This is a genomic window from Pseudomonas paraglycinae (assembly GCF_021601625.1).
Classification (GTDB): Bacteria; Pseudomonadota; Gammaproteobacteria; order Pseudomonadales; family Pseudomonadaceae; genus Aquipseudomonas; species Aquipseudomonas paraglycinae.
Window position 1 is genome coordinate 52,393 of the sequence record NZ_BQHR01000008.1, and the last position, 26,883, is coordinate 79,275.

General features: G+C 61.0%; 29 protein-coding genes. 19 read left to right on the forward strand and 10 right to left on the reverse strand.

The window, feature by feature from the left end; genetic code table 11:
• Positions 1-27: 27 nt before the first annotated feature.
• On the reverse strand, positions 28-651 hold the full coding sequence (locus tag L6D82_RS13475; RefSeq protein WP_007955773.1) for a TetR/AcrR family transcriptional regulator: 624 nt from the start codon (positions 649-651) through the stop codon (positions 28-30).
• A 193-nt stretch (positions 652-844) separates the two neighbouring features.
• Between L6D82_RS13475 and L6D82_RS13480 the strand changes: the two genes are divergently transcribed.
• From L6D82_RS13480 to ppnP, 8 genes are all read left to right on the forward strand, one after another.
• Entirely contained in the window at positions 845-2,635 is a 1,791-nt protein-coding gene (locus L6D82_RS13480) for an acyclic terpene utilization AtuA family protein (protein WP_236189584.1), read from the forward strand.
• 12 nt (positions 2,636-2,647) lie between these two features.
• A complete protein-coding gene (locus tag L6D82_RS13485) occupies positions 2,648-3,517 on the forward strand; it encodes an SDR family oxidoreductase (RefSeq protein ID WP_129972571.1) in 870 nt (289 codons plus the stop codon).
• Positions 3,518-3,520: 3 nt separating this feature from the next.
• The gene (atuC, locus tag L6D82_RS13490; protein WP_236189600.1) at positions 3,521-5,137 is read left to right on the forward strand and encodes an acyl-CoA carboxylase subunit beta; all 1,617 of its coding nucleotides are present in this window, start codon (positions 3,521-3,523) and stop codon (positions 5,135-5,137) included.
• A gap of 29 nt (positions 5,138-5,166) precedes the next feature.
• Positions 5,167-6,324 carry a citronellyl-CoA dehydrogenase gene (gene atuD, locus L6D82_RS13495; protein WP_102718490.1) on the forward strand — a complete coding sequence of 386 codons (1,158 nt, stop codon included), beginning with the start codon at positions 5,167-5,169 and terminating at the stop codon, positions 6,322-6,324.
• Complete coding sequence (locus L6D82_RS13500) at positions 6,321-7,118, forward strand: enoyl-CoA hydratase/isomerase family protein (protein ID WP_102718491.1); 798 nt, start codon at positions 6,321-6,323, stop codon at positions 7,116-7,118. The genes atuD and L6D82_RS13500 overlap by 4 nt, the downstream gene beginning before the upstream one ends.
• A 116-nt stretch (positions 7,119-7,234) precedes the next feature.
• Entirely contained in the window at positions 7,235-9,196 is a 1,962-nt protein-coding gene (locus L6D82_RS13505) for an acetyl/propionyl/methylcrotonyl-CoA carboxylase subunit alpha (RefSeq protein ID WP_236189602.1), read from the forward strand.
• A 69-nt stretch (positions 9,197-9,265) separates the two neighbouring features.
• Positions 9,266-9,808: a 3'-5' exonuclease gene (locus tag L6D82_RS13510; protein ID WP_011335265.1), complete on the forward strand. Its 543-nt coding sequence runs from the start codon at positions 9,266-9,268 to the stop codon at positions 9,806-9,808.
• Between the two features lie 82 nt (positions 9,809-9,890).
• Positions 9,891-10,175: a pyrimidine/purine nucleoside phosphorylase gene (gene ppnP, locus L6D82_RS13515; protein WP_236189604.1), complete on the forward strand. Its 285-nt coding sequence runs from the start codon at positions 9,891-9,893 to the stop codon at positions 10,173-10,175.
• 71 nt (positions 10,176-10,246) lie between these two features.
• On the opposite strand, the gene L6D82_RS13520 is transcribed toward ppnP, so the two are convergent.
• On the reverse strand, positions 10,247-11,053 hold the full coding sequence (locus L6D82_RS13520) for an MOSC domain-containing protein (protein ID WP_085744946.1): 807 nt from the start codon (positions 11,051-11,053) through the stop codon (positions 10,247-10,249).
• Positions 11,054-11,143: 90 nt separating this feature from the next.
• Complete coding sequence (locus L6D82_RS13525; RefSeq protein WP_034155209.1) at positions 11,144-12,079, reverse strand: chemotaxis protein CheV; 936 nt, start codon at positions 12,077-12,079, stop codon at positions 11,144-11,146.
• Between the two features lie 452 nt (positions 12,080-12,531).
• On the opposite strand from L6D82_RS13525, the gene L6D82_RS13530 reads away from it, so the two are divergent.
• The 3 genes from L6D82_RS13530 to L6D82_RS13540 all read left to right on the forward strand — a co-directional run bounded on the left by L6D82_RS13530 (position 12,532) and on the right by L6D82_RS13540 (position 15,034).
• A complete protein-coding gene (locus L6D82_RS13530; RefSeq protein ID WP_085744947.1) occupies positions 12,532-13,002 on the forward strand; it encodes a hypothetical protein in 471 nt (156 codons plus the stop codon).
• Between the two features lie 482 nt (positions 13,003-13,484).
• Positions 13,485-14,378 carry a sensor histidine kinase gene (locus tag L6D82_RS13535; RefSeq protein ID WP_085744948.1) on the forward strand — a complete coding sequence of 298 codons (894 nt, stop codon included), beginning with the start codon at positions 13,485-13,487 and terminating at the stop codon, positions 14,376-14,378.
• Positions 14,375-15,034: a response regulator gene (locus tag L6D82_RS13540; RefSeq protein WP_007955750.1), complete on the forward strand. Its 660-nt coding sequence runs from the start codon at positions 14,375-14,377 to the stop codon at positions 15,032-15,034. Before L6D82_RS13535 ends, L6D82_RS13540 begins: the two co-directional genes overlap by 4 nt.
• Here L6D82_RS13540 and yegS read toward each other — a convergent pair.
• Entirely contained in the window at positions 15,018-15,935 is a 918-nt protein-coding gene (gene yegS, locus L6D82_RS13545) for a lipid kinase YegS (protein ID WP_236189621.1), read from the reverse strand. The genes L6D82_RS13540 and yegS overlap by 17 nt on opposite strands.
• A gap of 314 nt (positions 15,936-16,249) precedes the next feature.
• Here yegS and L6D82_RS13550 point away from each other — a divergent pair, with 314 nt between their 5' ends.
• Entirely contained in the window at positions 16,250-16,558 is a 309-nt protein-coding gene (locus L6D82_RS13550; RefSeq protein ID WP_173892738.1) for a hypothetical protein, read from the forward strand.
• 56 nt (positions 16,559-16,614) lie between these two features.
• Here L6D82_RS13550 and L6D82_RS13555 read toward each other — a convergent pair whose 3' ends face one another.
• Positions 16,615-17,841, reverse strand: a complete 1,227-nt coding sequence (locus L6D82_RS13555; protein WP_236189623.1) for a molybdopterin molybdotransferase MoeA — start codon at positions 17,839-17,841, stop codon at positions 16,615-16,617.
• Positions 17,825-18,364, reverse strand: a complete 540-nt coding sequence (gene moaB, locus L6D82_RS13560) for a molybdenum cofactor biosynthesis protein B (RefSeq protein WP_085744951.1) — start codon at positions 18,362-18,364, stop codon at positions 17,825-17,827. The genes L6D82_RS13555 and moaB overlap by 17 nt, the downstream gene beginning before the upstream one ends.
• A gap of 81 nt (positions 18,365-18,445) precedes the next feature.
• Here moaB and mobA point away from each other — a divergent pair, with 81 nt between their 5' ends.
• Entirely contained in the window at positions 18,446-19,048 is a 603-nt protein-coding gene (gene mobA, locus L6D82_RS13565) for a molybdenum cofactor guanylyltransferase MobA (protein WP_085744952.1), read from the forward strand.
• Positions 19,049-19,126: 78 nt separating this feature from the next.
• The gene (locus tag L6D82_RS13570) at positions 19,127-19,348 is read left to right on the forward strand and encodes a YgdI/YgdR family lipoprotein (RefSeq protein WP_039770418.1); all 222 of its coding nucleotides are present in this window, start codon (positions 19,127-19,129) and stop codon (positions 19,346-19,348) included.
• 83 nt (positions 19,349-19,431) lie between these two features.
• Here the strand turns inward: L6D82_RS13570 and L6D82_RS13575 are convergent, their stop codons facing one another.
• From L6D82_RS13575 to L6D82_RS13585, 3 genes are all read right to left on the reverse strand, one after another.
• Complete coding sequence (locus L6D82_RS13575) at positions 19,432-20,325, reverse strand: pseudouridine synthase (protein WP_102686453.1); 894 nt, start codon at positions 20,323-20,325, stop codon at positions 19,432-19,434.
• A gap of 68 nt (positions 20,326-20,393) precedes the next feature.
• On the reverse strand, positions 20,394-20,711 hold the full coding sequence (locus tag L6D82_RS13580) for a hypothetical protein (RefSeq protein WP_064598282.1): 318 nt from the start codon (positions 20,709-20,711) through the stop codon (positions 20,394-20,396).
• Positions 20,712-20,875: 164 nt separating this feature from the next.
• Complete coding sequence (locus L6D82_RS13585) at positions 20,876-21,112, reverse strand: glutaredoxin family protein (RefSeq protein ID WP_007955734.1); 237 nt, start codon at positions 21,110-21,112, stop codon at positions 20,876-20,878.
• Positions 21,113-21,302: 190 nt separating this feature from the next.
• Between L6D82_RS13585 and L6D82_RS13590 the strand changes: the two genes are divergently transcribed.
• Complete coding sequence (locus L6D82_RS13590) at positions 21,303-23,015, forward strand: cation:proton antiporter (RefSeq protein ID WP_236189624.1); 1,713 nt, start codon at positions 21,303-21,305, stop codon at positions 23,013-23,015.
• Here the strand turns inward: L6D82_RS13590 and L6D82_RS13595 are convergent.
• Positions 23,012-24,220 carry an ammonium transporter gene (locus tag L6D82_RS13595; RefSeq protein WP_085744955.1) on the reverse strand — a complete coding sequence of 403 codons (1,209 nt, stop codon included), beginning with the start codon at positions 24,218-24,220 and terminating at the stop codon, positions 23,012-23,014. The genes L6D82_RS13590 and L6D82_RS13595 overlap by 4 nt on opposite strands.
• A gap of 318 nt (positions 24,221-24,538) precedes the next feature.
• On the opposite strand from L6D82_RS13595, the gene L6D82_RS13600 reads away from it, so the two are divergent.
• The 4 genes from L6D82_RS13600 (at position 24,539) to L6D82_RS13615 (ending at position 26,864) form a co-directional block, all read left to right on the forward strand.
• A complete protein-coding gene (locus L6D82_RS13600; RefSeq protein ID WP_085744956.1) occupies positions 24,539-24,853 on the forward strand; it encodes an ElaB/YgaM/YqjD family protein in 315 nt (104 codons plus the stop codon).
• 2 nt (positions 24,854-24,855) lie between these two features.
• Positions 24,856-25,242, forward strand: coding sequence for a phage holin family protein (locus L6D82_RS13605; protein ID WP_085744957.1), 387 nt, complete (start codon positions 24,856-24,858; stop codon positions 25,240-25,242).
• Positions 25,239-25,577 (forward strand): hypothetical protein, encoded by a 339-nt coding sequence (locus L6D82_RS13610; protein WP_236189626.1) that lies wholly within the window; start codon positions 25,239-25,241, stop codon positions 25,575-25,577. Before L6D82_RS13605 ends, L6D82_RS13610 begins: the two co-directional genes overlap by 4 nt.
• A 123-nt stretch (positions 25,578-25,700) precedes the next feature.
• Positions 25,701-26,864 (forward strand): EAL domain-containing protein, encoded by a 1,164-nt coding sequence (locus L6D82_RS13615; protein ID WP_085744959.1) that lies wholly within the window; start codon positions 25,701-25,703, stop codon positions 26,862-26,864.
• Positions 26,865-26,883 lie beyond the last annotated feature (19 nt).

Below are 26,883 nucleotides of genomic sequence, written 5' to 3' on the forward strand. Positions count from 1 at the left end.
CCAGTTTCCCGGCCCGATAGAAAGCGCCTAGCGCTCCTCGAGCACCAGAATCAGCGCTTCTTCGGCCAGTTGGTCCAGGCTCAGGCTGCCGCCGGCGCGGAACCAGGTGGTGGTCCAGGACAGCGCGCCCGTGAGAAAACGTCGGGTAATGAACACGTCGCCACGGATGAATCCCGCCTCCTTGGCCTCGCCCAGCACTTGCAGCCAGAGGTCTTCGTAGATGTCGCGCAGCGCCAGCACCTTGGCCTGGCCGTCTTCGGACAGCGAGCGCCATTCATACACCAGCACCGCCATCGCCTCGCCGCTGCCGCCCATGATCGACTGCAATTCGCAGCGGATCAGCGCCAGCACCCGCTCGCGCACATCGGCGGCATCGGCAAGGGCCGCACGCATCAGCGCAGTGTTGTAGCGGATGGTTTCTTCCATCACCGCTCGCAGGATTTCATCCTTGCTCTTGAAGTGATGAAAGATGCTGCCGGACTGAATCCCCACGGCACCGGCCAGATCGCGCACGGTGGTGCGCTCGTAGCCTTTGTTGCGGAACAGGTGGGCCGCCACTTGCAGCAGTTTGCCGCGAGCGCTGTCCGGATCGGTCAACTGGCCGGCATCGACCAGTTCACGCATGACCCTCAGGGCTTTTTGCTCGTCCACCCGTTCTCTCCTACAGTCGTCAGTCAAATGCGCCGTACGCCTCAGAAACGGCGGGGTTGCGCGGGCAATTTAAGCCGCCGGCGGTGACCAAGCAAGCGCTTGGGCTGAAGATAATTTCAAGCGTTTACAAACCAAGCGCTTGCTTGGTAGTCTCGATGCACTTCTGTCACAGGTTGCTGAGTCGGAGATCAAAATGCCCACCACGGTTCGCATCGGATGCGCCAGCGCATTCTGGGGAGACACCTCGACCGCCGCCGCGCAGCTTGTGGCCGCAGGACAGCTGGATTATCTGGTCTTCGACTACCTCGCCGAAATCACCATGTCGATCATGGCCGGCGCGCGCATGAAGGATCCGCAGGCCGGGTTCGCCGGCGATTTCATCGAAGTCCTCGCGCCTCTGTTGCCGCAACTGGCCGAACAGAACATTCGCGTCATCAGCAATGCCGGCGGGGTCAATCCAAAGGCCTGCGCCGCCGCGCTGCAAGCGGCCTGCGACAAGGCTGGCGTGGCACTGAAAATCGCCGTGCTGTCGGGCGATGACCTGCAACCGCACTTCAAACACCTCGCCTCCCAAGGCATCACGGAAATGTTCAGCGGCGCCCCACTGCCGCCGATGTGCGTGTCGACCAACGCCTACCTCGGCGCGCCGGGCATCGTCGAAGCCCTGCGCCTTGGCGCCGACATCGTGATCACCGGCCGGGTGGTCGACAGCGCAGTGGTCAGTGCCGCGCTGGTGCACGAATTCAGCTGGTCCTGGCACAACTACGACAAACTCGCGCAAGCCGCCCTGGCCGGGCACATCATCGAATGCGGCGCGCAGTGCACCGGCGGCAACTTCACCGACTGGCGCGACGTGCCGGATTACGAACACATCGGTTTCCCGATCGTCGAAGTCAGCGCCGACGGCCAGTTCATCGTCAGCAAACCCGAAGGCTCCGGCGGACTGGTTACGCCACTGACCGTCGGCGAGCAGATGCTCTACGAAATCGGTGATCCGCAGGCCTATCTGTTGCCCGATGTGGTCTGCGATTTCAGCCAGGTCAAACTCCAGCAACAAGGCAAAAACGCGGTCCGGGTCCACGGCGCCAAAGGCTTGCCGCCCAGCGACCAATACAAGGTCAGCGCAACGTATCCGGACGGTTTCCGTTGCACCGCCAGTTGCCTGATCGCCGGCATCGATGCCGTGGAGAAAGCCCGGCGCGTCAGCCAGGCGATTCTCGACAAAACCTCGGAGATGCTCGACCAGAAAGGTCTCGGGCCCTACACCGAAACCCACGTCGAACTGCTCGGCAGCGAAGCCACCTACGGCCCTCACGGCCAGCGCCGGGACAGCCGCGAAGTGGTGATTAAACTCGCCGTGCGCCACCCGAACAAACAAGCGTTGATCCTGTTCTCCCGGGAGATCGCCCAGGCCGCCACCGGCATGGCGCCAGGGCTGACCGGGATCGTTGGCGGACGGCCGACGGTATATCCGTTGATCCGGCTGTTCTCGTTCCTGATCGACAAAAGCGCCTGCACATTGCAGATCGACATCGCCGGCGAATCTCACCCGTTCACCCTGCCCGCCCCTGCAACACTCGACAGTCAGGATCTGCCCCTGCCCCACGAAACGCCCAAACCCCAGGGCCGCGCCGACGCGAGCGTGCCATTGGTGAAACTGGCCGTGGCGCGCTCCGGCGACAAGGGCAATCACAGCAACATCGGCGTCCTGCCGCGCCGTCCCGAATACCTGCCGTGGATCGCCGAAGCGCTGACCCCGGCGGTGGTCGTCGACTGGATGAGCCATGTCCTCGACCCGATTCACGGCCGGGTCGAGCGCTGGTATCTGCCGGGCACCCACAGCCTCAACTTCCTGCTGGAAAACGCCCTTGGTGGCGGCGGCGTGGCGAGCCTGCGCATCGACCCGCAAGGCAAGGCCTTCGCCCAGCAATTGCTGGAAATCCAGATCCCGGTGCCGCAGAGCATCGCCGAACAGTTCGACTAGAGGATTGGCACCATGGCGTTCGAATCGATTTTCCGGGCTGATCTGTTCAGCGGCCAGACCGTCATCGTCACCGGCGGCGGCAGTGGCATCGGGCGTTGCACCGCCCATGAACTGGCGGCGCTCGGGGCGACCGTGGTGCTGGTCGGACGCAAGCCGGAAAAGCTGCAAACCGTCGCCGCCGAAATTGCCGAGGACGGCGGTCGGGCGCACTGGAAGGCCTGCGATATCCGTGACGAAGAAGCGGTGAAGGCGCTGGTCAGCGAACTGATCCGCGAACACGGGCCGATCCACGGGCTGGTCAACAATGCCGGCGGCCAGTACCCGTCGCCCCTGGCCTCGATCAATCAGAAAGGTTTCGAAACCGTACTGCGGACCAATCTGGTCGGCGGCTTCCTGATGGCCCGGGAAGTGTTCAATCAATCGATGAGCAAACACGGCGGCAACATCGTCAACATGCTCGCCGACATGTGGGGCGGCATGCCCGGCATGGGCCACTCCGGCGCTGCGCGTTCGGGCATGGACAACTTCACCAAAACGGCGGCGTTCGAATGGGGTTATGCCGGCGTTCGGGTGAATGCGGTGGCGCCGGGCTGGATCGCGTCCAGCGGCATGGACACTTACGAAGGCGCGTTCAAGGCCGTGATCCCGACCTTGCGCGAACACGTGCCGCTCAAGCGCATCGGCACCGAATCGGAGGTCAGCGCAGCGATCGTGTTTCTGCTCAGCCCGGCTGCCGCGTTCATCAGCGGCAGCACCTTGCGCATAGACGGCGCGGCCAGCCTGGGCAGTCGCGCCTGGCCGCTGCACAAGGCGACCCACAGCGAATCCTTCAACGGTTTTCACCGGGCCTATATGCCGGACGTTTTGAAGGACAAGGAGTAAGCCATGCCGCAGATCCAGTCCCAACTCGACCCGCACAGCGAAGCCTTCGCCCGCAACCGTGCAGCCATGCTCGCCGCCATCGAGCAAGTCCAGCAGCTCGAACAGAACCTGCTGAACAAGGCGGCCGAGGCTAAGCCGAAATTCGACAAACGTGGACAACTGTTGCCCCGTGAACGTCTGAATCTGTTGCTCGACCCCGGCGCGCCATTCCTCGAACTGGCGAGCCTGGCCGGCTACAAACTCCACGACGACAAGGACGGCAGCTCGGCCGGTGGCGGCTTGATCGCCGGCATCGGTTACGTGTCCGGCGTGCGCGCCTTGATCGTGGCGAACAACAGCGCGATCAAGGGCGGGACGATTTCCCCGTCGGGTCTGAAAAAATCCCTGCGCCTGCAACAGATCGCCCAGGAAAACAAACTGCCGGTCATCACCCTCGCCGAAAGCGGCGGCGCCAACCTCAATTACGCGGCGGAGATTTTCGTCGAAGGCGCACGCAGCTTTGCCAATCAGGCGCGGATGTCGGCCATGGGGCTGCCGCAGATCACCGTGGTGCACGGTTCGGCCACCGCCGGTGGCGCGTATCAGCCGGGGCTGTCGGATTACGTGGTGGTGGTGCGCGGCAAGGCCAAGCTGTTTCTTGCCGGCCCGCCGTTGCTTAAAGCAGCGACCGGTGAAGTCGCCACCGACGAAGAACTGGGCGGCGCCGAGATGCACGCGCAAGTCGCCGGCACCGCCGAATACCTGGCCGAAAACGATGCCGACGGCGTGCGTCAGGTGCGGGAAATCGTCAGCCTGCTGAACTGGAACGAGCAAATACCATGGCTGCCCAAGCCGCAATTCAAAGAGCCGCTGTACCCCATCGACGAACTGCTCGGCCTGATCCCGGACGACCCGAAAAAGCCCTACAACGTGCGCGAAATCATTGCGCGGATCGCCGACGAATCGCGCTTCCTGGAGTTCAAGGGCGAGTTCGATCAGCAGACCGTTTGCGGGCACCTGAAAATCCAGGGGCGCGCCTGCGGTTTCATCGGCAACAACGGCCCGATCACGCCCAACGGCGCGAGCAAAGCGGCGCAATTCATTCAACTCTGCGATCAGAGCCAGACACCGCTGCTGTTTTTCCACAACACCACCGGGTTCATGGTCGGCACCGAATCGGAACAGCACGGCGTGATCAAGCACGGCTCGAAACTGATCCAGGCCGTTGCCAATGCGCGGGTGCCGAAACTGACGATCGTGGTCGGCGGCTCCTACGGCGCGGGCAACTACGCGATGTGCGGACGCGGGCTTGATCCGCGCTTCATCTTCGCCTGGCCCAACAGCCGCACCGCCGTGATGGGTGGCGCCCAGGCCGGCAAGGTGTTGCGCATCGTCACCGAAGCCAAACAGCTCAAGGACGGCCTGGTGCCCGACCCGAAAATGCTCGACATGCTGGAGCAGGTCACCGCGCAGAAACTCGACAGCCAGTCCACTGCCCTCTACGGCAGCGCCAACCTGTGGGACGACGGGCTGATCGATCCGCGTGACACCCGCACCCTGCTCGGTTACCTGCTGGACATCTGCCACGAAGCCGACATCCGCACGCTGCAACCCAACAGCTTCGGCGTCAGCCGGTTCTGATCGCCACGGATTAAAGGAGAACAATAAAAATGATCTTCACCCCGGAACACGAAGCACTGCGCCGTACCGTCCGCCAGTTCGTCGAGCACGAGATCAATCCGCACGTCGATGAGTGGGAACAGGCCGGGCGTTTTCCGATCCACGAGATTTTCCGCAAGGCCGGCGACCTCGGTCTGCTGGGGATTTCCAAACCGGAAAAATTCGGCGGCATGGGCCTGGATTACAGCTATTCGATCGTCGCCGCCGAAGAGTTCGGCACCATCCATTGCGGCGGCATTCCGATGTCGATCGGCGTGCAGACCGACATGTGCACCCCGGCCCTCGCCCGCTTCGGTTCCGATGAATTGCGCGAAGAGTTTCTGCGCCCAGCCATCACTGGCGAGCAGGTCGGCTGCATCGGTGTCTCGGAAGTCGGCGCCGGCTCCGATGTCGCCGGGCTCAAGACCACCGCGCGCAAGGATGGCGACGACTACGTGATCAACGGCAGCAAAATGTGGATCACCAACTCGCCGAGCGCCGACTTCATCTGCCTGCTGGCCAACACTTCGGACGACAAACCGCACGTCAACAAGTCGCTGATCATGGTGCCGATGAACACGCCGGGCATCAGCCTCAGTTCGCACCTCGACAAGCTCGGCATGCGCAGTTCGGAAACCGCCCAGGTGTTTTTCGACAACGTGCGCGTGCCCCAGCGCAATCGCATCGGCCACGAAGGCGCCGGGTTCATGATGCAGATGCTGCAGTTCCAGGAGGAACGCCTGTTCGGCGCGGCGAACATGATCAAAGGCCTGGAATACTGCGTCGACAGCACCATCGAGTACTGCAAGGAACGCAAGACTTTCGGCAATGCGCTGATCGACAACCAGGTGATCCACTTCCGCCTCGCCGAATTGCAGACCGAAATCGAATGCCTGCGGGCGCTGGTCTATCAGGCCACCGAGCAATACGTGAAAGGCCAGGACGTCACCCGACTGGCCTCGATGGCCAAGCTCAAGGCCGGGCGTCTTGGCCGCGAAGTCAGTGACAGCTGCCTGCAATACTGGGGCGGCATGGGCTTCATGTGGGACAACCCGGTGGCCCGCGCCTACCGCGACGTGCGGCTGGTGTCGATTGGCGGCGGCGCCGACGAAATCATGCTGGGGATCATCTGCAAACTGATGGGCATCCTGCCGGGGAAAAAGAAATGAGCGCCCTGCCCGATTGCCAGACGCTGCTGCTGGAACGGCACAACGGCGTGTTGCACATCACCCTCAATCGCCCGGAAAGCCGCAATGCCATGAGCCTGCAAATGGTCGCCGAGTTGCGCGCCGTGCTGGCAGAGGTGCGCGATGACCGCAGCGTTCGCGCGCTGGTGCTCAGCGGTGCCGGCGGGCATTTCTGCGCCGGCGGCGATATCAAGGACATGGCCAACGCCCGCGCTCAGGGCAGCGATGCCTATCGCGAGTTGAACCGTGCCTTCGGGTCGTTGCTGGAAGAAGCGCAGCACACGCCGCAAGTGCTGATCACCGTGTTGCAGGGCGCGGTGCTCGGGGGCGGGTTCGGGCTGGCGTGTGTCAGCGATATCGCCATCGCCGATCATCAGGCGCAATTCGGTTTGCCGGAAACCAGCCTCGGCCTGCTGCCGGCACAGATCGCGCCGTTTGTTGTGCAGCGCATCGGCCTGACCGAGGCCCGCCGCCTGGCCCTGACCGCCGCCCGCTTCGACGGCCATCAGGCCCGACGTCTGGGGCTGGTGCATTTTGTCGAGCAGGATCCACAGGCGCTCGCCGAGCGACTGGATGAAGTGCTCGACCATGTCCTGTGCTGCGCCCCCGAAGCGAATGCCGTGACGAAAAAATTGCTGCTGGCCAGCGCCGGCCAGCCGTCGAGTGAACTGCTGGACGAAGCCGCGCAGTGGTTCAGCGCAGCGGTGACCGGTGCCGAAGGCATCGAAGGCACGATGGCGTTTGTGCAAAAGCGCAAACCGAGGTGGGCCCCTTAGAAGCATCGCGGGCAAGCCCGCTCCCACAGTTTTTGTGAGCACCACTGAATCCTGTGGGAGCGGGCTTGCCCGCGATGAGGCCCTTCAATCCACCGCCAACATTCAGGAAAACCACCATGCCCGCCCTCCACAAAATCCTGATCGCCAACCGCGGTGAAATCGCCTGCCGCATCCAGCGCACCGCCCAGGCGCTTGGCTATCGCACGGTCGCGGTGTTCAGCGACGCCGACGCCGACGCACTGCACGTGCAAATGGCCGATCAAGCGGTGAACATCGGCCCGGCGCCGGTGCAGCAGTCCTACCTGAACATCACGGCGATCCTCGACGCCGCCCGGCGCAGCGGTGCCGACGCAATCCATCCCGGCTACGGCTTTCTCTCGGAAAATGCCGAATTCGCCCGCGCCTGCGAACAGGCCGGCCTGACCTTCATCGGCCCCAGCGTCGAAGCCATCGAACTGATGGGCAGCAAACGACAGTCGAAAATCGCCATGCTCGCCGCCGGCGTCCCGTGCATCGCCGGCTATCAAGGCGCCGAGCAGGACGACGTGACGCTGACCCGCGAAGCCGAGCGCATCGGTTACCCGTTGATGATCAAGGCCAGCGCCGGCGGTGGCGGGCGCGGCATGCGTCTGGTGCACAGCGTCGAGGAATTGCCAGCGCAATTGCGCACGGCGCGCTCCGAAGCCTTGAACGGTTTCGGCAGCGACGAACTGATCCTCGAACAGGCGTTGATCGAACCGCGCCATGTCGAAGTGCAGCTGTTCGGCGATCATCACGGCAACCTGATCTACCTCGGGGAACGCGACTGTTCGATTCAGCGTCGGCACCAGAAAGTCATCGAAGAAGCACCCTGCCCGGTGATGACCGAAGAACTGCGCCAGGCAATGGGCGAAGCGGCGCTCAAGGCCGGGCGTGCGGTGAACTATGTCGGCGCCGGCACCGTGGAGTTTTTGCTAGATGCCGATGGCCGGTTCTACTTTCTGGAAATGAACACCCGGTTGCAGGTCGAGCACCCGGTGACTGAACTGATCACTGGGCTGGATCTGGTGGCGTGGCAGCTTTTGGTTGCCGAGGGCCAGCCTCTGCCGCTGTCGCAAGCGCAGGTCAAACTCGATGGCCACGCGATGGAAGTACGCCTCTACGCCGAAGATCCAGCCCAGGGTTTTCTTCCGCAGACCGGGCGTGTCGAAGCCTGGGCGCCGGCGCTGAATCGCGGTGCGCGAATTGATCACGGCATGATCGAAGGCCAGTCGGTCTCACCGTTCTACGACCCGATGCTCGGCAAACTGATCGCCCACGGCGCGACCCGTGAAGAGGCCCGGCGCAAACTGTTGTGTGCGGTTCAGGACAGCGTGTTGCTGGGCGTGCAGAGCAATCAGCGATTGCTCGCCAGCCTGTTGCAGCATCCGCAGTTCATCAGCGGAGAATTCGGCACTGGCTTCATCCCGCAGTTCTTCGCCGATCACGACTGCCTTCGCGCCTATTCGCCCAGTGCCGAAGAGCTGGCCGTGGCGGCGGTGCTGTTTTACCAATCTGTCGCACAGCAACACCGCGCCCCCTTGTCCGGATGGCGCAACAATGCCGGTGCGCCGTTGCTTTATCGCATCGGCCTCGACGCCCGCGACTGGAACGTGCAACTGCGCGCCAGTCCGGACAACACGTTTGCAGTGCAGGTCGCGGAGCGCGTCATCGAACTCAAACTCATCGAACACACCGTCGGGGCCGTGACACTGGAAATCGACGGCCTGCGACAGCGCCATGCCTATCGCCTGCGCGACGACCAGCTCTGGCTGTTCACCCACCCCGGCAGCCTGCACCTGGTGGATCGAACTCATGCTGTGATCGACAGTCAGACCAGCGTCAGTTCCGGCACGTTGAAAGCCCCGATGGATGGCGCCATCATCGATGTGCTTGTCAGCGAAGGCAGCCCGGTCAGCAAGGGCCAGCTGCTGGTGGTGCTGGAAGCGATGAAAATGGAGCACCCGCTCAAGGCCGGCATCGACGGCGTGCTCAAGCGGGTGCAGGTCAAGATCGGCGATCAGGTAAAAAATCGTCAGGTTCTGTTGCAGGTCGAGTAGTCGCCGCGCGCATCCGCAAGGTTTGACTACGCTCTGAATAATCAGGACGCGGAAATCAGGAACCCTGCGATGCCCCATTGGCTGGTCATAGATCTGGAAGCCACCACCGATGAGGGTGGCTGGCCGGTTACGGAAATGGAGATCATCGAGATCGGCGCGACCCTGGTTGATCGCGCCGGTCGCGAGCAGGATCACTTCCAGCGCTTCGTCAAACCGACGCGGCGCCCCTTGCTGACGCCGTTTTGCCGCGAACTCACGCACATCACCCAGGCCAACATCGACGCGGCGCAGCCGTTGAGTGAAGTGTGGCCTGCGTTCGAGCGCTGGCTCGGTCAGCACCAGACACGCCTTGAAGGCTGGGCGAGCTGGGGCGATTACGACCGCAAACAGTTGCTTCAGGAATGGCAGCGCCTGCAACTCGACAGCGCGCTGAGCCGGGTGCCGCACATGAACCTCAAACAGCGCTTTGCCAAGGCCCGACGCCTCGAACGGCCACTGGGCCTCAATGGCGCGTTGCAACTGGCGGGCATGCAATTCACCGGTCAACAACACCGGGCGCTGGAAGATGCGCGCAATACCGCCCGATTATTGCCGTTGGTGCTGCCGCTCTAGGGCAGGTGACGGCGCCATGAGCCTTGTGCATACTGGCCGACCCTTTTTGACCCTTTTAAGCCCTTTTCGAGAGGAATCGCCCATGTTTAAAGTCAACGAGTACTTCGACGGCACCGTCAAGTCGATCGCTTTTGGCACCGCTGAAGGCCCTGCGACCATCGGCGTCATGGCCCCGGGCGAATACGAATTCGGCACCAGCCAGCGTGAAATCATGCACGTGGTTTCGGGCGCACTGACCGTCAAACTGCCGGACAGCAGCGACTGGGAAACCTTCGCCGCCGGCAGCCAGTTCAACGTGCCAGCCAACAGCAAGTTCCAGCTGAAAGTGGCCGTCGACACCGCTTACCTGTGCGAATACCGCAGCTGAAACCCCGGTTTCCTGCGGTCATAAAAAATGCCCGTGTCCTTGGACACGGGCATTTTTCGTTTCAGGGCCGTTTATTCGAGGATTTCCACCGGCATACCGACTTCAAGCCGTCCGTTGCCGTCGTTGACCAGGTTCTGGCCAAACATCGCGCCGTCGGCTTGGGCGCGAGTCTTCTGCAAGGTCGCCAGCGGTTCACGGTCAGCGCTGCGCTCACCTGTCTGCGGATCGATCGTGGTGAGAATGCACCGCGAGCAGGACTTGACCACGCGGAACTCGACATCGCCGATTCGAATCCGCTTCCAGCCATCCTCGGCGTAAGCATCACTGCCTTCGATCACCAGATTCGGCCGGAACCGCAGCATTTCCAGCGGACGCCCGACTTCCTGCGACAGGTGTTGCAGCGAGGCCTCACCAATCAGCAGCAGCGGGAAACCATCGGCGAATGCCACTTGATCGTCATCGTTGCCGTACCCGGCCTGGGTCGTCCGGGCACGATCCAGCGGCACTTGCACCAGTCGGGTCGGCTTGCCGATGAAATCGCTGACCCAGCGGGCCGCCTCTTCACCGGCATCCGGCACACGCAGGGTGTCACGCCAGATGGTTACGCCGCGCAGGTCATCGTCGCTGCCGGGCAGGGCGACATCGATTGCCGAATGCCCCGGCGCGCTGAGCGTCAGACCGCCGCTGGCATTCCACAATGCCGACAACTGGCTCATCTTCGCTTCGGCACGCTGGGTCAGGAATCGCCCGCTGGCCTCGTCCACCAGCATCCAGCGTCGGTCGCCCTCAAGCCCCAGTTTGTCCAGGCCGATCCCTTGCAGGACCTCGCCCTTGGCGGATTTCAACGGGTAACGATAAAGCGCGCTCAGACGCAGCATGGCCAGCTCCCTGGTGGGTCAAAAACGCCACCCTATACGAGCTTTGTCAGCGAATCAAAGGCTGACGCAGGGTCAGCCTCGACACGTTGATCAGGCCGGCACTTCGTCGAGCATCAGACGCTGGCGCACCACATCGACCAGCTTGTCCGGCTGGAACTTGGAGAGGAAGTTGTCGCAGCCGACCTTCTTCACCATCGAGTCGTTGAAACTGCCGGACAGCGAGGTGTGCAGCACCACATACAGGCCACGCAGGCGCGGGTCGTTGCGGATTTCGGTGGTCAGCCGGTAGCCATCCATTTCCGGCATTTCAGCGTCGGTAAAGATCATCAGCAGCTTGTCGGTCATGTTCACCCCGGTGTCCGCCCAGGCCTTGAGCATGTTCAGGGCTTTCAGGCCGTCGCTGGCGATGTGCATCTTCACGCCCAACTGGCCTAGGGTGTCACGCAATTGCGAGAGCGCCACGTTGGAGTCGTCCACCAGCAACACTTCACGGCCACGGGCGCGTTCGAGCACCGGATCGTCCAGTTTGTCGCGCGAAACCTTGGCGTTGTACGGCACGATTTCGGCGAGGACTTTCTCGACGTCGATGATTTCCACCAGTTGATCGTCGACCTTGCTGATGGCCGTCAGGTAATGCTGGCGACCGGCGCTGGTCGGCGGCGGCAGGATGGCTTCCCAGTTCATGTTGACGATGCGGTCCACGCCACCGACGAGGAACGCCTGCACCGAACGGTTGTATTCGGTAACGATGATCGTGCTGTTCGGACCTGGTACCAACGGGCGCATGCCGATCGCCTGGGACAGGTCGATCACCGGCAGCGTCTGCCCACGCAGATTGACCACGCCACAGACAAACGGGTGACGCTGGGGCATCAGGGTCAGTTTCGGCAACTGCAGGACTTCCTGCACCTTGAACACGTTGATCGCGAACAATTGGCGTCCGGCCAGTCGAAACATGAGAATTTCCAGGCGATTCTCACCCACCAGTTGCGTGCGTTGGTCTACCGTGTCGAGAATGCCGGCCATCAATGACTCCTGGGCTTGTTCTGATGAATTCACTATTGGGGGTTATCGGCTGAATCTGACGGATCTTGATCCCGTCACAAATCACCAACAAAATGCCATGAGCAGGCATTGATGTCACATTAACATCATGCTTTACTGGCCCGGTGAAATCATCTGCTACATTCTCTTCCGCGCGACCTCGATTTGCGCGACAGGTTCCCGTGCCTAAGGGAATCCCCTAGTAACAATCAGGCCCAACCTGATATTCGCGATATCCAATAGCCATTAATGTGACGCCATTCTCATTGCATGAACGGAGTCAGGCTATTGTGTGCGATCGCAATTCAGTGGAAACACATCCTCTTGAAACCCCAGGTCTGTGCCAATGCACACCGGGGCGCGGTCTCGCGACGGTTCATGATCGTCGACACACACGGCATTCCCTCATCAGACATGACGTGGTGGAGATAAGCATGCCGAACGACCGTAGTGACTGGGCGCAGCGGTTCCCCGAATTTCTTGTCGAGGCTGAAACGCTCCTGGCCAAGTCTGAAGAATGCCTCAGCCACTTGCAGCTGATCAGCAATGACAAGGACGCCATCGACTGCATGCTCAGCACCCTCCTCAAGCTGGCGAACAAGGCCGATGCCCTGGCGCTGGGGGCGGTGTCCGAATTCTCCCTGCACCTGCATGGCCTGCTCACCCAGGTTCAGGATCACGTGGATTTGCATGCGCAGGCCCTGGAAGCACTGAAAGACTGCTTCACCCTGATGGCCTGGCAACTGGAGCTGGTTGACCCAAGCACCGGCCAATTGGGCCTCGATGAAAGCGAGCAGGCGTCGCTGATTGAAGCCTTTGCCTGCCAGGTCGGACAGACTCACTTTCAAATGCCGCTCAATGGCAAGCCGATGTCCCTCGTCTCCTGGACGGAGCGCCAAGCGTAACCGAGCATACAGTGGGCTGTTCGGGCCCGTCAGTTCTCGCCGTCGAATGTCGCAATTGAATAGTTCATGCCTGCCTGCGACACCTCCCAATAAATAATTACGTGCGATGAATGCAGACTATCCTCTGCGGATGTCAGGGTTTTCCTGTGTAAAAGAAAACTTGTGGTGCATCGATAATTATCGAGTCGGGTACTTCAACTTTTCCATTATGGAACCCTCGTCCAACATGGCCTGTTTCCTGACTCTTTGGACATATAGCGCAAACGCGACCAACGGTATGTTAAGTGGTATTATGCCGCCCGTTAGTTGTTTCAGTTAATGGCATTGTGACTTCTATGAGCAGTCTCCACCGAAGTTGGCGCTCAATTATCGATCACTGAACCGTTTTGAAATCAACAACCTGAATGACAGTTTTCCAGACAGAGACCGCCAGCCCTTCTGACCGGTCTGCCCGCAGCGAACATCCATTGGCTCCATCCGCTATGTACGCCAGCCTCAAGTCAATCACCACATGGCCTCCCTCCCGAGAAAATGCCCGCAGGTTCACACTCCTGCTGTGCACGGCTTCGGCCTTGGGCAGTCTGTTGAGCTATGGCATCTCTGCGCCGTTGTCGCTCGGCCTGCTGCTGATCAACGTGGCGGCTGCCGGTTGCGTCTGGACCCAACATCGTCTGTCGCGCAAATCCATCAAGTTCCAGCCTCAGGAACTCGCCGACCGTTTGCTGGAAGTCCAGGAAAACGAGCGCCATCGCCTGAGCCGTGAACTGCATGACGATATCGGCCAACTGCTGACCGCCGCCAAGCTGCAAAGCGAATGGCTCAAGCGTCGCTTGCCCGCGGACATGCAGGAACACTGTTCAGTACTTTGCGAGACGCTCGAAGAAACCCTTAACAAGGTTCGCGACGTTTCGGCCATTCTCAACCCGCGGCAACTGACCAGCCTTGGTCTGGAAGCGAGCTTGCGTGCGCACCTGCTCAAGGTACTGGCCAATACTTCGGTGCACTGGAGTCTGGACTGCCAGCAGCGCCTGAACGGAATCCCCGAAGAAATGGCCGTGGCCGCCTTTCGTATCACTCAGGAAGCGGTGACCAACATCCTTCGCCATGCGCAGGCCAAAAACCTGTTGATCCGCGTGCAACGCCTGCCGCAGGGCCTGACCCTGCTGATCAGCGATGATGGCCTGGGCTTTTCCCCGGCAGCGAATCCGGGTCGCGAAGGACAGCGGGGCATGGCCGGGATGGCCGAACGGATCGAGCAACTGGGCGGCACACTGAGCGTGACCAGCGAGCCGGGCAAAGGTACTCAAATCGAAGCACTATTCCCCTGGGCGCCCCGTGCACTCGAGCGGGCCAGTACGAATAAGGTTATGCGTTGACTTGTAACTTACTTCTGGTGGATGACCACTCGCTGATCAGGGCCGGCGTGCGCGCCCTGGTGCTGGATATTCCCGGTTATGCGGTCATCGGCGAGGCCAATGATGGCTCGCAGCTGCTCGAGATGGTCGAGCTGCTGTCTCCCGATATCGTATTGCTGGACATTTCCATGAAGGAAACCGGCGGCCTGGAAGCCTTGCAGCGGCTCAGACGGGTACGCCCGCACGCCAAAGTGCTGATCCTGTCGATGCACACCGACCCCGCGCTCATCATGCAGGCGCTGGAGTCCGGTGCGCACGGTTACCTGCTCAAGGACACCACGGCCACCGAGCTCGAACATGCACTGGAAGCACTGCGCAACAACGAGCGCTACCTGAGTCCTGCCATCGCCCATACCGTGATCAATCAGGCGCTGACCCGCAATCTGAAGCAGCAGCCGGAAGTCGCCGAGTCGCACAACCTGACGGCACGCCAGCTGGAAATCCTGCGTTTGATCGTGCGCGGCAAGTCCACGCGAGAAATCGCCAATGGCCTGGGCTTGAGCATCAAGACGGTCGAAACCCACCGGTCGCAGATCATGAAACGCCTGCAGATCTACGATGTGGCGGGCCTGGTGCTGTTCGCCGTGCGAGAACAGATCATCAGTCTGGACGACTGACCCGGGGCGTTGCGCCCAACAGCGGCGAGTCCTTGGGCAAATGCAAACGCAACGCCCCCGGGCGCGCCGCAAACCGCAGGCTGTCGCCCTCCAGCGGCTCACCGTCGAGATTGATGCAAAGCCCTTCGGCAACCTTGATTTCAACCCACGGCAAACGGGTACGCACGAACATGTTATCGATGCCAAATCCGTCGCTGAGCAGATTTTTCAGCGTGCCGACCAGCTCCTGTGGCGCTGGCAGAATGCTGATATCCAGAAGACCGTCGTCCACCAACGCTTCCGGGCACAACACATGCCCGCCGCCCGCCTGACGACCGTTGCCGATCCCCAGCGCCAGCAGCTCGCCACGCCAGTGAAAATCCGGACCCTGCAATTCGCCATAAGCGGCATGCAACTCACTGAACCGCGATAAACCGGTGAACAGATAGGCCGCGCCGCCCAGCACTTTTTTCAGATCTTCCGACGTGTTGGCGGTCACCTGGCTGCCGAACCCGCCGGTGGCCATGTTCAGGAAAATCTGCCCGCCGACCTCGCCCAGATCAATGTCATGGGCGGGTGCCTCAAGCAATTCGAGCGCCTCGGCCGGCTCCAGCGGAATGGCCGCCGCGCGGCAAAAATCGTTGGCGGTTCCCAGCGGCAACAGCACCAGGCTGGCCTTGCCCGGCTGCGCCGCCATTGCTTCGGCGATATCGCGCAGGGTGCCATCTCCGCCACCGGCAATGATCTGACTGTATCCCGCCGCCAGCGCCTCCTCCACCAGTCGCTGGGCATCGCCGGCCTCCCAGGTCAGGCGCACAGCCAGTTCCCAGCCCTGCTTGCGTTTGTTCTCGACAGCGGCACGAACCGCCTCGTTGAGTGCCTGCTTGCCATGCAGAATCAACAATGCCTTGCGTTCACTCATTGCTGTTACTCCCGGAATTGAATCAGTACGGGACATCTTGACCACCAACGCAGGTAAAAAAGTCACACGCCTTCTGATTAATTCCTGAGGCTCACACTGATCGTCCTACATGCCGGTACATTTTCGTACAGAACGTAAGGAATCGGCTCAATTGACCCAGCCCGGTCCTTGGTACAACGTGTGTCGGCGTCAGCAATCTTCAATTCAATTACACAAGGATGTGCATGTAATGAGTGCATACAGTTTCAGGTCTTACGAAAATTTGCATTCCGGCATTTGCCGACAGAACCCCATCGCATCAGGCGGGTGTTTCCATGCAAAGCCATGAAGCAAGATTATCCGTGAGTCCGGTTGCCTCTCTCTCCGAAAGTCGCGCCAGTCTTAAAGACGAATTCAAATGCAGCGCCAGAAGTACTGGAGAAAACGAAATGGAACCGCGCGTCACCGAGCTGGAAACTCACCTCAAGTACATTCGACGTGACATGGACGAAGTCAGAGGAGACGTCAAAGCCATCAAACATCGTCTTGCCTATTCGGCAGGCGCGACAGCGATGGTGCTCGGACTGTTGGGCTGGATTGCCAACAGCCGGTTCGATCAGCTCGTCACACTGCTCAGCCGTTGAACGGCTGAAAGGCACGCATCGTTTTGCGACGATGCCTGCCTTTCAAATGCCTGCAATCAACCGAGAAGCTCGCTGAGTGGAATGAATGGCACCTGGTCACCCTTGGCCAGGACTCGGCCTTCCTGCACCTCCACCAGACCCTCGGCCCAGGCAGCGCTGCGCAGAACGCCCGAACTCTGGTTGCGGTAGATAATCGCTTGCCCCTGCTCCAGACGTCCGCGCAGAAATTCACGGCGGTTACCGGCCTGAGGCCAGACAAATCCTGCGGGCACCGAAAACTTCAGCGGCTCGACATCCTGCACGCCCTGGCGACGCAACAGATAAGGTCGGGTCAACAAAGCAAAGGTCACCAGTGTCGAGGCCGGATTACCCGGTAACCCAATCACCGGGACACCGCGAAAATGCCCGACCGTCAGCGGCTTGCCGGGTTTGATCGCCAGCTTCCAGAGTGTCAGTTCGCCCTCTTCCCTCAATGCGATTCCGAGGAAATCCGCTTCCCCTACCGATACGCCACCGGTCGACAGGATCAGGTCTACATCCTGGAGCTCCCCAAGTCGCGTACGGGTGGTGGGCAAGTCATCAGGAAGAATACCGGCATCCACCACTTCACATCCCAGGCGCTGCAACCAGCTGCACAACAACACCCGGTTACTGTTGTAGATCTGTCCCGGCCCCAGTGTCGTGCCCGGCTCGACCAACTCGTCCCCCGTGGACAGCACCGCCACACGGACCTGGCGAATCACCTGGAGCCCAGCGCAACCCAGTGACGCGGCCAACCCCTGCTCGATCGGACCGAGCCGGGTTCCGGCAGGCAAGACCAGCTCGCCAACAGTCGTTTCCTGGCCTCGCGGGCGAATGTTTTGCCCGGTCACCATCGTCTCGATGAAACTCACACGTTCGTCGGCATGAATCTCGGCGTTTTCCTGCATCTCGACACAGTCGGCACCGGCAGGCACCGGCGCGCCGGTAAAGATCCGCGCACAGGTGCCTGGTTCCAAAGGCTTGGGCGCCTGTCCGGCGAAGATCTTCTGACTGACCGGCAACGGTTCGCCGGTCCAGTCGGCCAGATTCAACGCGTAACCGTCCATGGCGCTGTTCGGCCACGGCGGCAGATCCAGTGTCGAAATCAGATCCTGCGCCAGCACCCGCCCCTGAACATGCGCCAGTGGCAAAAACTCACTCTCGACAATCCGCGAGCTCTCGGCCATTTCCAGCAATCGCGCGAATGCCTCTTCGACGGGCATCAGGCTGCCGGTCTTGCCCGGCTTACCCACGGGATTCACAAGGCGCCGCCTGTTTCAAATGAGTGACGAAATTGCACGGGCGGTGGCGTGAGTCCAGTTGCTCGGCGAGGATGCCATCCCAACCGGTGCGCACTGCGTTGGTCGAACCTGGCAGGCAGCAGACCAGCGTGCCATTGGCCAGTCCCGCCAAAGCCCGGGATTGCACGGTGGAGGTGCCGATGTCGGCCACCGAGATCTGGCGGAACAGCTCACCAAAGCCATCGACCTGTTTGTCCAGCAGGCAAGCGACCGCTTCCGGAGTGCTGTCACGGCCAGTAAAACCGGTGCCTCCGGTGATCAGCACGACTTGCACGACGTCTTCGGCAATCCAGTGGGCGACTTGCGCACGGATCTTGTACAGGTCATCTTTGAGCAGCACTCGCTGCGCCAGATAATGGCCGGCGGCCGTCAGCCGGTCGACGAAGACCTGGCCGGAGGTATCGGTTTCCAGGGTTCGGGTATCGCTGACCGTCAACACCGCGATATTAAGCGGCACGAAAGGTACATCAGCCTTGGCTTTCATAGGCTCGTCCAGTTGTAGAAGAAACAGCCCGGTGTTATATCACAGCGCCCCCTTTTTTCGCCGCCCCTGCAGAGAGCTGCCATGACTTCGAACTCGCCACTACCACCCTGCTCCATTCTGTTGCTGGCAGGTGGACGCGGCCAGCGGATGGGCGGCCAGGACAAGGGACTTGTGGAATGGCACGGTGAACCACTGATCGCACATCTGCATCGCAAGGTTCGGCCGTTGACGGATGACCTGATCATCTCCTGCAACCGCAATCGTGAACGCTATGCGCCGTTCGCCGACCAATTGGTAAGCGATGACGAGGAGGACTTTCCCGGACCATTGGCCGGTATACGCGCCGGCTTGAAAGCCGCGCGCCACACCCACCTGCTGGTTCTGCCCTGTGATGTTCCGCGCATCGATATTGCGCTTCTGCACAGCATGCGCGAGGCGGCCAGTCTGAATTCTGAAAAACCTTTAATGTTGCGCCATGACGATCACTGGGAACCGCTACTTTGCGTGATCCCGGTGGCACTCCTGCCGGCATTCGAAAACGCCTGGAGCGCAGGAGAACGCAGCCCCGGCCGAGTGATGCGCAATCTTGATGCCCAGGCCCTGGTTTGCCCTGACAACGATCCACGCCTGGCCAATCTCAACACCCCTGAACTGTTGAGTTCGCACAACACTGTGTCAGACTGACAGCATTCAAGGAACTTGCACGCCTTGTATACGTCTCAAGCTCAGTAACCAAAAGAATTTCCCTTCGGAGACACACTCATGACTCAACGGACCCTCGCCACTTTCATGCTCGCACTGGGCCTCGCCACCCTCGCCGGTTGCGCTTCGCCAACAGTGATCACCTTGAATGACGGTCGCGAAATCCAGGCTGTCGACGCCCCTAAGTATGATGAAGATTCGGGCTTCTACGAGTTCGAACAACTGGACGGCAAGCACACTCGCATCAACAAGGATCAGGTCCGCACAGTCAAAGAGCTGTAAGTCTTCAGTTCGACAGCGGATACAGAAAAGCCCGCAATATGCGGGCTTTTTCGTGTCTGGCAGAAAAGGGTCGATACCCGGAATCACCAGTCCAGCGTGATTCGGCTTTCAAATTCGCGCACCTGCCCCGTGACCGGATCGATGAATCGCAATCCCTGCGCCAGCAGTTTGAGCGGATTGGCGTAGTCATCTTCAACGTCTTTGAGCACTTCAGGGTAGAACGGATCATTGCAGATGCTCGCCCCCAGCGCCGTCATGTGCACCCGTAGCTGATGCTTCTTGCCAGTTACCGGGTACAGGCCGTAGCGCCAGAGTTCGCCGTTCTTTTCACGAACCTCCACCGCCGTTTCAGTGTTACTCACACCCGGCCCTTCCTGCATGCGGAAAAACGGTTCGCCGTCGACCATGCGACTCTTGTGCACCAACGGAAAGTCCAACTCGGGCAGCGCGGCCGCAATGGCTTCATAGCGTTTTTCGATCTGCCGAGTCGGGAACAGTGACTGATACGCCGACCGCGTCTGTGGGTTGGCCGAAAAAATCACCAGCCCGGCCGTGTGCCGGTCAATCCGGTGCAGCGGCACCAGATGGGGATTGTCCAGGCGCCGGATCAATCGGCGAAGCAACGTCTGTTCCACGTACTCGCCTGCCGGGGTCACCGGCAGGAAATGCGGCTTGTCCGCCACCACCAGATGGTCATCCGCATACAGGATCGACTCGACCACCGGGATCGGCTTTTCATCCGGCACTTCACGGAAATAGTGAATGCGCAGCCCTTCCTTGTAGGGCAAGTCCAACGCAATCGGCTGACCCTGACCGTCGAGCACCCGGCCCCGGGCGATCCGATCCAGCCATTGATCGCGCCCGATGGCATTGAAATGCTCACACAGGCAGTCGAGCACTGTCCGCCAGCTACCGGGGGGCAGATACAGCGTGCTGGCCTGATTCTGTGCGGCGGAAAACGTTGATGTGCTGGACATACGAAAACTCTAACCTTCAAAGCAGAGCGGCATTATCCAACACCGGACGCAGCAGACCTAGCGCGGAATCAGGCGGGGATCGATTTGAGCGCTGCTGCCTCGGTGAATTCCTTCAGCCAGCGAAGTACATCAACGGCTTCCCAGCGACCTGGGTCATACAAAGCGTACAAAAGCCCCTGATAACCGACCACATCCAGTTGCTTGTGATAGCCGGCGCGCTGGAACAACGCCTCGATCTCGGCAAAGCAGGTGTTGAAATGCAGCTTGTTGAAGGGAGTCTTGCCTTCCGTGACCAGACCGTCCAGGCGCAATTCGTGGACGGCCTCGCGCACTACGTCAACCGACATCCCGTTCACGCTGCTTTTCAACTGTTCGACATTGACCACGGTGGCTCCCTCTGACATCCAGTTTGCCCTGACAAATGCCCGAAAACGGCAAGGCAGGCCAACCCAATTACTGTATGCGCATACAGTAACCGAATAACCCGAAAAGTGCCAAGCCGTGATTAGCGAAGGTGACGAACGCCATCAACGCAAACGAGAAAAAGTCATTAACGCAGGAATGCCACCACCTGATCGGCGCTGAACGGCCACCCCAGTTCCGCGCCGGTATCGACCCTGCGCAAGACCGGAATCCGCAGGCTGTAAGCCTCGAACCATGATTCATCGTCAGCAATATCCACCAGCTCCACCAGCAGACCATGCTCGACAAAAGGCATCAGTTCGGCCTCCGCGACTTCACACAAATGGCACCCCAGGGTGCCGAACAACTGGCATTCAGGAAGCATGTGCGCTCAACCCCAAAAATCGAGTGATCATTCTAGGCCTGCCCGCAAAGCCCGTCGACCCACCCACCGGGTTCGATCCCGTCCCTTGTAAAACCCTGATGTAAATCAGCCCACAAAATCGCCATTTACGCGATGCTCCGGTGTTTTTTACCTCTACGCTTGAAGAGCCTGACCTGTCCCGGAGTGCCTTGTGTTTGCCAATCTGCTGATCATTCTGGCGTCGTCCCTGGTGATGATTGCCCTGTTCCGTCGCCTGCGCCTGCCGCCTGTGCTGGGCTACCTGTGCGTGGGCTTGATGGTCGGGCCGAAGGCATTCGACTGGATCAATGAAAGCGAACATCTGCCGGATCTTGCCGAATTGGGCGTGGTGTTTCTGCTGTTTTCCCTGGGGCTGGAGTTCTCCCTGTCGAAAATGATTGCCCTGCGCCAGGTGGTTTTCCGACTGGGCAGCCAGCAGGTGCTGATCACCACATTCCTGCTGGGAGGCGTGCTGATGCTGTTGGGCATGCCTGCTACACCGGCCTTGCTGCTGGGCGCTGGCCTGTCGTTGTCATCCACTGCAATCGTAACCAAAGAACTGGGCAGTCTCGGCGAAATCTTCAGCAGCCATGGCCAGAACGCGGTGGGTGTCCTGTTGTTCCAGGACGTGGTGGCCGTGTTGCTGCTGACGCTGGTGCCAGTGTTCGCCGGCAGCAGTGATCAGGCCTGGTACTGGGCGTTGCCCCTGACCTTGTTGAAGACCGTCTTGCTGTTCTTCGGTTTGTTGTTGACCAGCCGCTGGCTACTGCCCCGCCTGTTTCAGGAAGTCGCGGCGTCCCGCTCAGCAGAGTTGTTCGTGCTGCTGGCACTGGTGATCGTGTTGCTGACGGCCTGGCTGACCCACCTACTGGGCCTGTCTCCGGCCCTCGGCGCGTTCCTCGCGGGCATGCTGCTGGGCGAGAGCCATTACCGGCATCAGATCGAGGCCGATATCCGGCCGTTTCGCGACATTCTGCTGGGACTGTTTTTCGTCAGCATCGGCATGCTGATCGACCTGCAACTGTTCGCCAGCCACAGCCTGCTGATTATCGGGATGACCCTGGGTTTGCTGGTGATCAAAGGCCTGGTGGTGGCGCTATTGGTGAAATGGCGCGGCAGCGACAGTGAAACGGCCTGGCGCAGCGGTCTCGCCCTCGCCCAGGGCGGTGAATTCTGCTTCGCCCTGATGGCGCAGATGCAGCAGAGCCGGTTGCTCCCCGCCGAGATCGGCGCCCTGCTGCTCGCCGCCACCTTCTGCTCGATGCTGCTGACGCCCCTGCTGTTACGCGCCGCACCGCGCATCGCCGCCGCCCTGCACCGCAAACCCAATCAGGAAGCGCAGATCGAGGAAATCAGCGCCCTCAATGCCGGGTTCGACGGGCATGTGGTGATCTGTGGCTACGGCCGTGTCGGTCAGTCGATCGGACGCTTCATGCGCAATGCCGGGCAATCCTACGTCGCGCTGGACAACGATCCGGTGCGGATTCAGGAAGCCGCCACCGCCGAACGCGACGTCCACTACGGCGATTCAACCCGCGGGGATCTGCTCACCGCCGTCGGTTTGCTGCGCGCCAGGTTGCTGGTGATTGCCGTGGATCAGGCCGATGTGGCCTTGCGGGTTCTCAAGGAGGCCAGACGTCTCAACCCGACGGTGCCGATTCTGGTGCGCACCCGGGACGACAGCCAGTCGGCAGAGCTGAAGGCAGCCGGCGCCAGCGAAGTGGTGCCGGAACTGCTGGAGTCGAGCCTGATGCTCGGCTCCCATGCCCTGATCCTGCTGGGGTTTCCTGCACACCGGGTGCAGGAGAAAGTCGATCAGGTGCGCATCGATCGTTATCGCCTGCTTCACGGCTTTTACCCCGGAACCGACGATGAAGAGACCTAGTCCTGGCTCACCGCGCCGATCTTGTGCAGCGACAGGTCGGCGCCGTAGTACTCCTGTTCCTGACTCAGGCGCAGACCATGCAATGCCTTGATCGAACCGTAGACGGCGAAGCCGCCGATCAGCGCCACCGCCACACCGAGGGCGGTGCCAATCAACTGACTGATCAGGCTGACGCCGCCGAGTCCGCCCAACGCGGTCGAGCCGAAGATCCCGCAGGCAATGCCGCCCCACACACCACACAGACCGTGCAACGGCCAGACACCCAGCACATCGTCGATGCGCCATTTGACCTGCGCCGCCGTGAAGCACCAGACAAACAGGGCGCCGGCAATCGCGCCGGTCACCAGAGCGCCGACCGGATGCATCAGGTCGGAACCGGCACACACCGCCACCAGCCCGGCAAGCGGGCCATTGTGCAGAAAACCCGGGTCGTTGCGCCCGACGATCAGCGCCGCTACCGTGCCGCCGACCATGGCCATCAGCGAGTTGACCGCCACCAGTCCGCTGACCCCTTGCAGGGTCTGCGCGCTCATCACGTTGAAGCCAAACCAGCCGACGATCAGGATCCACGAACCCAACGCCAGAAAAGGAATGCTCGACGGCGCGAACGCCACCAGCCTGCCATCGCGATAGCGCCCGTTGCGCGGCCCGAGCAGCAACACCGCCGCCAGCGCCAGCCAGCCGCCCATGGCATGCACTACCACCGAACCCGCGAAGTCATGGAAAGGGGCACCGAACTGCGCGGTCAGCCAGGCTTGCAGACCGTAGTTGCCGTTCCAGATCATGCCTTCGAAAAACGGGTAGATGAACGCTACGATCAGCGCCGTGGCGCACAGTTGCGGCACAAACCGCGCCCGTTCCGCGATACCGCCGGAGATGATTGCCGGGATCGCCGCCGCAAAGGTCAGCAGGAAGAAAAACTTCACCAGCCCATAACCATGATCAGCACTGAGCACCGCCGCCGGCTGCAGGAAGGTCACCCCGTACGAAAGCCAGTAGCCTATAAAGAAATAGGCCAGGGTCGACACCGCAAAGTCGCTGAGAATTTTCGACAGGGCGTTGACCTGGTTTTTCTGGCGAACCGTTCCGACCTCCAGAAACGCGAAACCGGCGTGCATGGCCAGTACCATGACCGCACCGATCAGAATGAACAACGTGTTGGAACTGTGAACCAGCGTGTCCACAGCGCTTTGCAGATTTTCCATGAGGAGGCAGACCCAAGGCAGAAAAAGGCACCAAATCGGTTCATGCGCGCATTTCATGCACCAAGTTGCGACTGCACGATCACTGATCCGGTGGTTCGGTGAACCGCTTTGGCGCACAAGGTCGATGGGCTGACATGAACCTTCATCATCCGGGCCTTGCTCTGCCCGGCTTCGCGCCCGGCAACAGCGCACTGCCACCGATCGACGCACCACGACACAGCAAAAGTTGTACCAGCCATTTGCACTGAACCTTCACACTTGGCTCATACTCGAACGCTTCAGAACACCGCTTCAGAACGCCACTTACGGAGATCCCCCATGGCCAGCATCAAGGCAAAGACTGCTCAAGAAATCCTGATGAACGACTTCCAGACTCTGGTCAGCGACACTGAGCGGTTGCTGGAACACACCGCCACGCTGGCCGGTGATCAGGCTGACGAGCTGCGCGAACAGATCCACGAAAGCCTGCTTCGCGCGCGGGAAACCCTGAAGCTGACCGAAGAAACCCTACGCGAGCGCGGTCAGGCGGCGGTCACCGCCACCGAGGATTACGTGTCGGCCAACCCTTGGCAATCGGTGGGCATCGCCGCCGGCGTCGGCTTTCTGATCGGCCTGCTGGCCACGCGGCGCTGATCATGTCGATCGGTGAATCCGGCCCGAATGCGGGCACCGCCTCTTCCACGCGTCGCCTGGGGGCTGCCGTTCTCGGTCTGCTGCACAGCCACGTCGAACTGTTCGGCATCGAACTGCAGGAACAGAAATCACGCACCGTCAGCCTGTTGCTGTTCGCCGGTCTGGCGCTGGTGTTTGCGCTGCTGTTGCTGGTCGGCCTGTCGACCCTCGTACTGATCGTGTTCTGGGACACGTATCGCCTGGCCGCAATCATTGGTCTGTGCGTGTTCTACACCTTGGCAGCAATCTTTTGCGCGCTGCGTCTCAAGGCCGCGATCTTCGATGAATCCTCGCCCTTCCACGGCACGCTGGAAGAACTGGCCAATGACCGGGAGCGCCTGCTGCCATGAGCCTGCCTGAACTTCCGCACAACAGCTCACGCCGGGAAATGCGCAAGGCACTGATCCGTTTGCGCATGGAAATGCATCGTCAGGAAATCCGGCACGAAACCGGCCAGGTCCTGCAACCTCTGCAACGCATGCGCGGCATGACGCAAAACCTGCAGGGCGGTTTCGGCATCAAGCACGCGCCGTTGTGGGGCGTGGCGGTTGTGACGCTGCTGGGTTTCATCACGGGTAAAGGGGCCAAAAGCGGTGGCGTCGGCGGTTTGACCCGACTGATCCGCCTGGGCACAAGCCTGGCTCCGCTGATCAAGCTGGTCATGCAGAACTCGAGCAAGCGCTGAACCCTCGCATCTGGCTGCATTCTTGCAACACCGGCGGGATTGAATCTCTTATCCGGAGATTCAATCCCGCTTGCCTATCCGGCCGGCAAAATCTGACCAGAACAAGAACGACAAGGAGGCCCCGTGATCGACGGGCAACCGCTCGCCTGCTTTCAACCTTTCATCGATACCGCCACCGGACGCATTGCAGGCGTCGAGGCACTGGGTCGTCTGCGCCAGGCCGATGGCCAACTGGCATCGGTCGGACCGCTGTTCGCCGACCCGCGCACCCCGGCCATCGCGCTGCGCCGAATGGACCGGCAGATTCGCGACAACGCGCTGAGTCGACTGCACGAGGCGCCGCCGGACTGGTTTCTCAGCCTGAACATGTCACCGCGCTGGATCAGCCGCTTGCGTGCCGACCAAGCACTGCCCAGCCTGAAGCAACTCGCGCGGCACGGTATTGACCCGCAACGGATCGTTTTCGAAATCACCGAACTCGGCGGCAACAGCCAGCGCCTGACCGAAGTCGTGGCGCGCTATCGCGATGCCGGCGCCCGGATTGCCATCGATGATTTCGGCGCGGGGTATTCACAGCTTGATCGCGTGCTGGCGCTGCAACCGGACATTCTCAAACTCGACATGCGCCTGTTCCAGGCCGCCGCACTTGGCGGACCGAGCAGTGACGTGGTCAAGGCCCTCGCGCAAATGGCCGAAAAGACCGGCTGCTGGATCATCGCAGAAGGCGTGGAAACCGCAGCGCAACTGAATTTTGCGCTGGAGTGCGGATCGCGTTACGTGCAGGGATTTCTGTTCGCCCGGGCGCAGGAGGCGCTTTTCGGTACCAATGACTTCGTGGAGCGCTTTGCCGAGCTGCGCCAGTCTTACGTGCGTCAGAAGCTGGCCGAGCGCAGCAAACTGATGTTCATGCGCCAGCAGCTCAGCGAACTCATGACCATCCTGCAAACCTGGGCCCAGGCCCGCGCTCCGCTCAGTGCACTGCCACAGCTCGACGCGTTCCCCTGGCTGCTGCGCTTTTACCAATGCGACCGTCACGGCACTCAGCTGACGCCGAACCTGGAATGGCGACAGAGCGGCTGGGTGGCCGACAACCGCTACCTGGGCCACAACTGGTCGTGGCGCCCCTACTTCTATCACCTGCTGGCCGAAGGCTGGGAGGAACGGCGACTGACCCTTTCCAACACCTATCGCGACGCCACCAGCAACCAGTATTGCCTGACCGCCGGGCAGTTTTTCGATAACGGCGAGCGTCTGTTGCTGATCGACATTGATGCGGCGGGGCTGTAGTTGCGCTTGCAGATGCCAG